Here is an 8,563-nt window from a genome sequence, read left to right as displayed (position 1 = left end):
CACCACCTTTTGCTGTTTTTTTTTTTTGTGTTTCTGCGTGTGCTCCTCCCAGGTGCGGGGGTTTTTTATAAACACCTCCAAAACACCCTAAACCCCCCCCCCCCCCAGGCCGCGGCAGACTGCTCAGCCGGCCACCGCGACGACCCGCTCGCGACCGCCGAACCGCAGGGCCGCCACCGCCGTCGCCGCGATCCCCGCCGCCGCCAGCAGGACCGCCGTGCGCAGACCGTCCACAGTGGCCAGCCGCAGCGCCTCGCCGGACAACCCTTCCGTGCCCGCGTTCGCCACCGCGACGAACACCGCCAGCCCGACCGAGCCGCCCACCTGCTGGGCCGTCGACGCCACGCCGGACGCCACCCCCTGGTCCGCCGCCGGGATCCCGGCCGCCGCCGCGCCGAACATCAGCGTGTAGCCCGCTCCCTGGCCCAGCCCCAGCACCACCAGCGCCGGGATCAGCGCCGGGTAGGACGCGTCCGAAGTCATCGACAGCCCCAGCAAAGCCGCCCCGGCACCACCCACGACCAGCGAACCCACCAGCGTCGGCCGGGTGCCGTACCGGGTCGCCAGCCGGCCCGCCGCCTGGGAACCCGCCGCGATCGCGACCATCGGGACGCCGAACGCCAGCCCCGTCGCCAGGGCGCCGTACCCGTGGACCCCCTGGAAGTAGCCGGTCAGGAAGTACAGCAGCGTGCCGAACGTGCCCATGTACAGGAACGTCACCACCACGCCGGTCCCGAGGTTCCGGTCCCGCAGCAACCGCAGGGGAAGCAGCGGGTCACGGCCCCGGCGTTCGATCACGGCGAACGCGCCCAGCAGCGCGAAGCCGGCCAGCGCCACCCCCAGAACCGCGCTCCAGTCCACCTCCGGGCCTTCGACCAGCGCGAACACCACCAGCGTCGTGCCGAGCGTCGCGGTCAGGGCGCCCGCCAGGTCGAACCGGCGGCCCGGCTCCCGCGCGGGATCCCTGGCCAGCAACGGAAAGGCGAGCAGAGCCGCGGCCGCGGCCAGCGGGACGTTCACGAAGAACACCGCCGCCCAGCCGAACGCCTGCGTCAGCACCCCGCCCAGCAGCGACCCCAGGATCATCCCGCTGCCGCCCGCCGTGCCCCACACCGCGAACGCGCGGTTGCGCTCGCGCCCCGCCGCGAACGACGTGCTGACCAGCGTCAACGTCGCCGGGAAGAGCAACGCCCCGCCGAGGCCCTGGCCGGCCCGGGCGGCGACGAGCAGGCCGGGGTCCCCGGCCAGCCCACCCGCCAGCGACGAAGCCGCGTAGCACGCGCATCCCAGCGCGAAGACCCGGCGCGGGCCGAACAGGTCGCACGCCCGGCCGCCCAGCAGGAGCACCCCGCCGAAGGCGACGGCGTAGGCGCTCACCACCCACTGCAGGCTCTGGGCGCCGAACCCGAGTTCGCGGCCGATGTCCGGCAGCGCCACGTAAACGATGTTGTAGTCCAGCGAAATGATCAGCTGCGCGAACGCCAGCAGCGCCAGCACCGCGCCCGGGCGGCGGCTCACCGGGCCACCCGCTCGTCCGTGCCCGGCACCTTCGCCGTGGTGATGGCGATGCGGTTCCACGAGTTGATGGTGAAGATCAGCGCGAGCAGCTGGGCCAGTTCCTCCTCGCCGAACTGGCCGGCGGCACGGGCGTAGACGTCGTCGGGGACGCCGCCCGAGATGAGGGTGACGGCTTCGGTCAGGGCCAGCGCGGCCTGCTCTTTCTCGCTGAAGAAGTTCCCGGCCTCGTGCCACACGGCGACCATGTGCAGCCGCTCCTCGCTCTCGCCGGCCTTGCGGGCGTCGGAGGTGTGCATGTGCAGGCAGTAGGCGCAGCGGTTGAGCTGCGACGCGCGGATCTGGACCAGCTCCACCAGCGCGGGGTCGAGCCCGGCGCGGGCGGCGGCGTCGAAGCCGATCAGGGCCTTGAAGGCCTTCGGGGCGGTCTTGGCGAAGTTGATGCGGGAGTTCGTCATGACCAGAAATCTAGGGCCGCTTTGACCCGCGTGTAGGGTGCATTCCCGTGGCAAAAGCGTGGGTCAATTCGGGGGAACGGCTGGGCGCCGACCTGCACCTGGAACTGCCGCGCGCCGGCGGCAAGCGGGCCGCGCTGATCACCGCGCTGCGGGACGCCGTGCGCGCCGGACGGCTCGCCCCGGGCACGCGGCTGCCGCCGTACCGGTCGCTGGCCGCCGACCTCGGGCTGGCCCGCAACACCGTCGCCGACGCCTACGCCGAGCTGGTCGCCGAAGGCTGGCTCACCGCCGTCCAGGGGTCCGGTACCCGGGTCGCCGAGCGGGCCGAGCCGCTCAAGCCGGCCCGGACGCCGAAACAGGTCCCGGGAGCGCCGAAACCGCTGCACAACCTGCGGCAGGGGCAGCCGGACGCGACGTCGTTCCCGCGCACCGAATGGCTCGCCGCCGCGCGCCGCGCGCTGAACGTGGCCCCGCACGACGCGTTCGGCCCCGGCGATCCGCGCGGGCGGCCCGAACTGCGGGAGGCGCTCGCGCAGTACCTCGCGCGCGCCCGGGGCGTGCGGACCTCGCCGGAGCGGATCGTCGTGTGCTCGGGGTTCGCGCACGCCCTGCGGCTGCTGTTCCCGGCGGTGCTGCGGGGCCCGGTCGCGGTCGAGTCCTACGGCCTGGCGTTCCACCGCGCGATCTTCGCCGCGGCCGGGGTGGCCACCGTCCCGCTGGCCCTGGACGAGCACGGCGCCCGCGTCGACGACCTGACCGTCCCGACGGTGCTGCTGACGCCCGCGCACCAGTTCCCGACCGGCGGCCCGCTGCACCACGACCGCCGCACGGCGGTGCTCGGCCACGTCCGGGCGCACGGGGGTGTGCTGCTCGAAGACGACTACGACGGCGAATTCCGCTACGACCGCAAGCCGGTCGGCGCGGTCCAGGGGCTGGACCCCGACCACGTCGTCTACGCCGGCTCGGTCAGCAAGAGCCTGTCCCCGGCGCTGCGGCTCGGCTGGCTGGTGCTGCCCGGGCACCTCGTCGACGCGGTGCTGGCGGTCAAGGGCGAGCGCGAGGCGTGGGCGGGCGTGCTCGACCAGCTCACGCTGGCCGAATTCCTCGCCGCCGGCGCGTACGACCGGCACATCCGCCGGATGCGCCAGCACTACCGCCGCCGGCGCGACCAGCTCGTGGCCGCGCTCGCCGAACGGGCCCCGCACGTCACGCCCACCGGCGTCGCCGCCGGCCTGCACGCGGTGCTCCGCCTCCCGCCGGGCACGGAGAAGGCGGCGCTGAAGGCGGCGGCGTGGCAGGGCCTGGCGCTGGACGGCCTGGCCGCCTTCCGCCACCCGGCCAGCACGATGTCCACTTCGGACGGTCTGGTCGTCGGCTACGCCACACCGCCGGAACACGCCTACCCGGCGGCCCTCGACGCCCTGTGCCGCGCGCTGCCGCCCGCGTGAGACCTACCCGACGATGTCGACCTCGAACGGATCGGCCGCGCTGTAGTTGATGTCGGCCCAGACCGCGCCCGGCAGGTCGTAGCGCCGGTGCGAAGTGAGGCGGGCGTTGTACCCGCTCGTCTGGGCCGGGTTGTGGCCCACGCCCTGGTGGTCGTTGCCCCAGGCGAAGATGTTGCCCACCCACATGGGCTTCGAGAAGCCGTCGCCGCCGAGCCGCGGCCGGATGACGACCGCCGCGCCGGGGCTGCCGGACAGGAACACGCGGAGGGTGTTCTCCTCGGAGTTCGGCGGGGTGACGGTGATGCGTTCCATGATCTCCACTCCAGTCGAGGCCGGTCCGGCTCCGTCCACTCCGGGCCAGTAGTCGGCGACGGACGAGACGTCGTAGCCCGGGGCGACGTTCCCGAGGTACTGCTTGGCGATCGCGCCTTCCGGGATGGCGGGATCGCCGTTGTAGTGGGCGATCCAGTAGTGCGGTTCGGCGATCCCGGAGGAGGAGAACGCGTTCCGCACCGACGGCCAGGTCGAGAGGCTGCAGTAGATCGTCGGGTCGGCACCGGCCTCGCGCCGCATCCGGACCCAGCCGGGCGCCTCGCCCGGATCGGCGTCACCCGGTTCGACGTCGAGGACGTGGCCGTCGTTCGTCCCGGCCTTCTTGACGATGGTGACCTTGACCGCGGTCGGGAACCGCGCCCAGTCCGCGGCCGACCAGGGCGCCAGCTTGATCCGGTCGATGTAGCCCGCGACCATCCGGGCGTCGCCGGGGATGTTCGCGGCGGTGACCGCGTCGTACATCGTGCGCACGGTGGCGTCTCCGTTCGGTGCCGTATCGCCGTTTCGGGGACGGCGAAATCCTCCCGTGATTTCGCCATCGTGCTGATACCCACGTGGGACGGCGGTCAAGCGGAAAACGTTACGCGATTCCCGGCTATCACCAAAATGGCCGCACGACGCAATTCCTTCACCGCGGGTTCACGAGCCGTTGGTGACGTTCCGCTTCCGGTACTGGCTTCCCGCTCACCCGGCTGGCAAGCTGCCAGCACCTCACGAGGAGAAGGGACGTGCATGGCGGCACACCCGGCGCGGGCGCGGCGGATCGACGCGCGGGTCGTCGTGCTGAGCGCGCTGCTGGTGGCCGCCCTGCTCGCCTGGGCCGGGTTCGGCTACCTCAAGGACCGGCTGGCCGGCGGCGGCTGCGACACGACGACACCGGTGCGCGTCACGGCCGCGCCGGACATCGCACCGGTGCTGACCGCGCTCGCCCGGACCGTCCCGGCGGGAGACTGCTACGGCGTCGAGGTCACCGCGAGCCCGTCGACGGCCACCGCCACGGCGCTGGAGGCCAACGGCGCGACCGGCCCGGACGTCTGGGTGCCGGAGTCGAGCAGCTGGCTGCTGCAGGCCCGCGACGGCGGCGCGTGGAACCTGCCGGAGTCGGGTCAGCCGGTGGCGAGTTCGCCGGTGGTGCTGGCGCTGACCGACGACGTCGCCAAGCAGGCCGGCTGGCCGGCGAAGTCACCGTCCTGGTCGGACGTCCTCGCGGGTGGCCCGGTCGGGCTGCCCGACCCGGGCCGGGACCCGGCCGCGATCGCCGCGCTGGTCGGCCTGCAGCAGCTGACCGAGGACGCGCCCGACCCGGCCGCCGCGTTCACCGAGGAGATCCGCCGGCTGTCGGCGGTGAAGGAGCCGTTCAGCGCGTGGCCGGCGTCGGAGCAGTCCGTGCTGGCCAAAAAGCTCGTCGCGGCGTACCCGGCCGTCGGCGTGCCGAGCTTCGACTACCCGTACGTCGTGCTGCCGCGGGCTTCGGAGGCGTCGCGGTCGGCGGCCGAGCGGTTCCTGCGGCTGCTGCTCGACCAGACCTCGACCAAGGCGTTCGCCGACGGCGGGTTCCGGACGCCGTCCGGGCAGCTGCTCGGCGACCGGCCGCGCGACACCCGCACGAACGCCGCGCCGCGCCCGGCCGGGCCGCCCACGCCCGAAGCGATGTACGGCGTGCTGCAGGCGTGGGCCGGGGCGAACCTCAGCGCCCGCGTCCAGGTGCTGCTCGACGTGTCCGGCTCGATGGCCGCCACCGTGCCCGGCACCGGCCGCAGCCGGATGGCGCTGACGCTCGAAGCCGCGACGCAGGGGCTCGGGCTGTTCAAGCCGACGACCGAGATCGGCCTCTGGCTGTTTTCGACCAAGCTCGACGGCGACAAGGACTACAAGGAACTGCTGCCGATGCGGTCGATCGCCCAGCAGCTCGCCGCGGGCGGGGTGGCGACGCTGCAGGCGGTCAAGCCGAAACCCGGCGGTGCGACCGGGCTGTACGACTCGATCCTCGCCGCCTACCAGAACGCCCGGCAGAGCTGGCAGCTCGGCCGGATCAACGTCGTCGTCGTGCTGACCGACGGCCGCAACGAGGACAGCGACTCGGTCGGGCTGCCCGGCCTCCTGTCCGAGCTGGGCCGGCTGCAGGACCCGCGGAAACCGCTGCCGGTGATCGGCATCGGGATCGGCCCGGACATCGATTCGAGCGAGCTGCGGCAGATCTCGGCCGCGACCGGCGGCGAATCCTTCACCACGCCGGACCCGCGCAAGATCTCCGACGTCTTCTACCAGGCACTGAGCAAGCTCATGTGCCAGCCGCCCGCCTGCAAGAAGTGAGGGTCCCCGTGTTGGTGCAGATCGAAAAGCCCGCGCCACGGGCGATCCGAAGACCGTCCGCGCTGCTCGTCGCCGCGTTCGTGGCCGGCGCGCTGCCACTCGCGTTGTACACCTGGGCGGCCCTGCACGGCAGCCTCGCCCAGGACGACTTCGTCGTCACGCACCAGGCGGCCGCGGCCGGGCCGTTCGACCTCGGCTACCTGTTCCAGGACTACCACGGCCACCTGCAGCCCGGCGGGTTCTTCCTCGCCGCCGTGCTGACCTGGTGGGCGCCGCTGAACTTCGGCGTCCTGATGCTGCCACTGCTGCTCATGCGGGCGGCCGCGACCGTGCTGTTCTGGTGCCTGCTGGTGCGCTGCTTCGGCCACCGCTGGGCGATCCTGGTGCCGTTCACCGTGTTCACGGCGTCGACGTTGCTGCTGGTCCCGACCCTGTGGTGGTCCTACGGCGTGCAGCTGGTGCCGGTGGTCCTGGCCGCGGCGGGCGCGCTGCACGCGCACGTCCGGTACCTGTCCGACGGCGGCCGCTGGTGGCTCGCCGTCTTCGCGTGGACGCTCTTCGGCCTGGCCTTCTACGAGAAGGCCGCGGTGATCCCGGTGCTGCTGGCCGGGGTGACCGTCCTGCTCGGACGGTCCTTCCGCGAGCACGTCCGGTACTGGGCGGGGCACGCCGGGCTGCTCGCCGCGTTCGTCGCCGTCTTCTTCGTGGTGACCTCGAGCCAGGTGGGGCAGGGCGAGCAGCCGATGTCGGCGGGCACGGTCGCCGACCTGACCGGCCGGATGCTCGGCGACACCCTGCTGCCGGGCCTGGCCGGCGGGCCGTGGTCGGGCCCCGGCGCGGGCGCGACCTGGGCGCCTTCGCCGTTCGGGGTCGTCGTCGTGCTGCTCGCGGCCGCGTTGGCCGTGGTCCTGGCCGGGGCACGGGCCGGCGGGCGGCGCGCGTGGGGGGCCTGGGCGCTGCTCGGGGCGGTGTTCGCGGTGGACGTCGCCCTGCTGGCGCTGACCCGGCTGCGCGAGGTCGGCCCCGCGGCGGGCGACGACCCCCGGTACGTCGCCGACCTGGCGCTGGTCGCCGCCCTTTGCGGCGCGTTCGCCTTTCTCTCGCCCGGTACGCCATCCGGCGGAAAGCGTGAACGGCCGATCGCCGTAATTCTGTGTGTGCTGCTGCTCGCCAGTTCCGCCGTGGGATTCTCGCGCCTTTCACCGGCGGTGCGGTTCGAGCATTCCGGGCAGTACGTCGGAAATGTGCGCGCGGCGATCGCGGAAGATCCCGATCTGGTCTTCTACGACACGTTCGTGCCGTCCGACGTGGTGCACGAGTGGTTCGGCGCGGATTCGCGGGCGTCCCGGGTGGTCGGCCTGCTGCCGGGAACGCACTTCGACCAGCCGACCAGCCGGATGCACGTGCTCGACGCGACCGGCACGCCGCACCGGATCACCGGCGTGGACCCGGTGTCCCGCGGCCTGCCCGGTCCGGTGCCGAACTGTGGCAACGCGATCGGCGAGACGCTGGTCCGGATCCCGCTCGACGCCCCGGTGCTCGGCCGCTACCTGCTCAAGCTCGACTACTACACATCGGACGGTGGCGAAGGGCTGGTCGAGCGGACGCCGGTGTGGTTCCAGGCCGGCTTGCACACGGTGTACCTGCCGGTGGACGGCCTGTTCGACCACATCGGCGTGCAGCTGTCGAGCCCGGGCGCACCGGTGTGCGTCGCCAAGCTCGAGATCGGGAAGCCGGTGACGTCGTGAGTGAGAAACAGTGTTAGAACACTGTTTCTCACTCACGAGGTCAGTAGGGGTCGTACGGGCTGTCGTGGCCGAGCAGGCGGGCCGCCGGGCGTAACCGCAGGCGCAGCAGCACCTTGATCACCACGTTGCGCAGGAACCACGGCAGCTGCGCCAGCACGCGCACGCGGTCGCGGGCCGACGGCGGCGCCAGCCGGAAGCGCGCCAGCGACGTCGCCCGGTCCACATAGGTGTACCGGTGTCCGATGAGGACCTTCGCGATCGTGCCGAGGGTGACGCCGATCGAGGAAAAGCAGTCGTGGACCAGGATTTCCGCGCCCGGCGGCAGGTGCGCCGACCAGCGCAGGTCGTCGGTGTAGGTCCAGTAGTCGTGCTTGCCGTCGATGTAAAGCAGCTGTATGGGCCGGTCCCAGTCAGGCCGCAGTTCCGTGCTGTAGCCGGCGACCAGCTCGACGATGTCGTCCAGCCCGGCCCGCCGGATGTTGCGCTCGAACAGCTGCCGCGTCGGCGATCCGCCGAACAGCCGGCCGTCGACGAACGGGTCGACCGCGATCACGGTCGCGCCGACCGTGCGGGCCGCCGAACCGAGGACGATCGTGGATCGGCCCTGGTGGCTGCCGATTTCCAGGACGACGTCACCCTTCTCCAAGCGGCACGCGGCGTTCCACAGCGCTTCGCCCTGCGCGCGTGTCATCCAGCCCTTGACCGGCTCGGCCAAGGCCCAGGCGTCTTCGAACGTGATGGCACACCT

At 72.6% G+C, this 8,563-nt stretch carries 7 protein-coding genes; 3 read left to right on the top strand and 4 right to left on the bottom strand.

Annotated elements, in window-relative coordinates; all coding sequences use genetic code 11:
* Positions 1-123: 123 nt before the first annotated feature.
* Both ABZW17_RS41150 and ABZW17_RS41145 read right to left on the bottom strand, forming a co-directional pair.
* The gene (locus tag ABZW17_RS41150; protein WP_354826703.1) at positions 124-1,518 is read right to left on the bottom strand and encodes an MFS transporter; all 1,395 of its coding nucleotides are present in this window, start codon (positions 1,516-1,518) and stop codon (positions 124-126) included.
* Positions 1,515-1,973 (bottom strand): carboxymuconolactone decarboxylase family protein, encoded by a 459-nt coding sequence (locus ABZW17_RS41145; protein WP_354826700.1) that lies wholly within the window; start codon positions 1,971-1,973, stop codon positions 1,515-1,517. The genes ABZW17_RS41150 and ABZW17_RS41145 overlap by 4 nt, the downstream gene beginning before the upstream one ends.
* Positions 1,974-2,020: 47 nt before the next feature.
* Between ABZW17_RS41145 and ABZW17_RS41140 the strand changes: the two genes are divergently transcribed.
* Complete coding sequence (locus tag ABZW17_RS41140) at positions 2,021-3,421, top strand: PLP-dependent aminotransferase family protein (protein ID WP_354826698.1); 1,401 nt, start codon at positions 2,021-2,023, stop codon at positions 3,419-3,421.
* A gap of 3 nt (positions 3,422-3,424) precedes the next feature.
* Here ABZW17_RS41140 and ABZW17_RS41135 read toward each other — a convergent pair whose 3' ends face one another.
* Positions 3,425-4,225, bottom strand: coding sequence for a hypothetical protein (locus tag ABZW17_RS41135; RefSeq protein WP_354826696.1), 801 nt, complete (start codon positions 4,223-4,225; stop codon positions 3,425-3,427).
* Positions 4,226-4,486: 261 nt separating this feature from the next.
* Here ABZW17_RS41135 and ABZW17_RS41130 point away from each other — a divergent pair, with 261 nt between their 5' ends.
* Both ABZW17_RS41130 and ABZW17_RS41125 read left to right on the top strand, forming a co-directional pair.
* On the top strand, positions 4,487-6,067 hold the full coding sequence (locus ABZW17_RS41130) for a substrate-binding and VWA domain-containing protein (protein WP_354826693.1): 1,581 nt from the start codon (positions 4,487-4,489) through the stop codon (positions 6,065-6,067).
* An 11-nt stretch (positions 6,068-6,078) separates the two neighbouring features.
* Positions 6,079-7,815, top strand: a complete 1,737-nt coding sequence (locus tag ABZW17_RS41125) for a hypothetical protein (RefSeq protein WP_354826711.1) — start codon at positions 6,079-6,081, stop codon at positions 7,813-7,815.
* Between the two features lie 40 nt (positions 7,816-7,855).
* On the opposite strand, the gene ABZW17_RS41120 is transcribed toward ABZW17_RS41125, so the two are convergent.
* Complete coding sequence (locus ABZW17_RS41120; protein ID WP_354826690.1) at positions 7,856-8,530, bottom strand: class I SAM-dependent methyltransferase; 675 nt, start codon at positions 8,528-8,530, stop codon at positions 7,856-7,858.
* Between the last annotated feature and the right edge of the window lie 33 nt (positions 8,531-8,563).

The organism is Amycolatopsis sp. NPDC004625 (genome assembly GCF_040609695.1).
GTDB lineage: Bacteria > Actinomycetota > Actinomycetes > Mycobacteriales > Pseudonocardiaceae > Amycolatopsis.
Note: the sequence above shows the minus strand (reverse complement) of the source record. Positions and strands in the feature narration are given on the sequence as shown.

Bases quoted from the DNA above. Each gene is read 5' to 3' on its own strand.
- ABZW17_RS41130 (WP_354826693.1), top strand. From the start codon at position 4,487: ATGGCGGCACACCCGGCGCGGGCGCGGCGGATCGACGCGCGGGTCGTC.
- ABZW17_RS41145 (WP_354826700.1), bottom strand. From the start codon at position 1,973: ATGACGAACTCCCGCATCAACTTCGCCAAGACCGCCCCGAAGGCCTTC.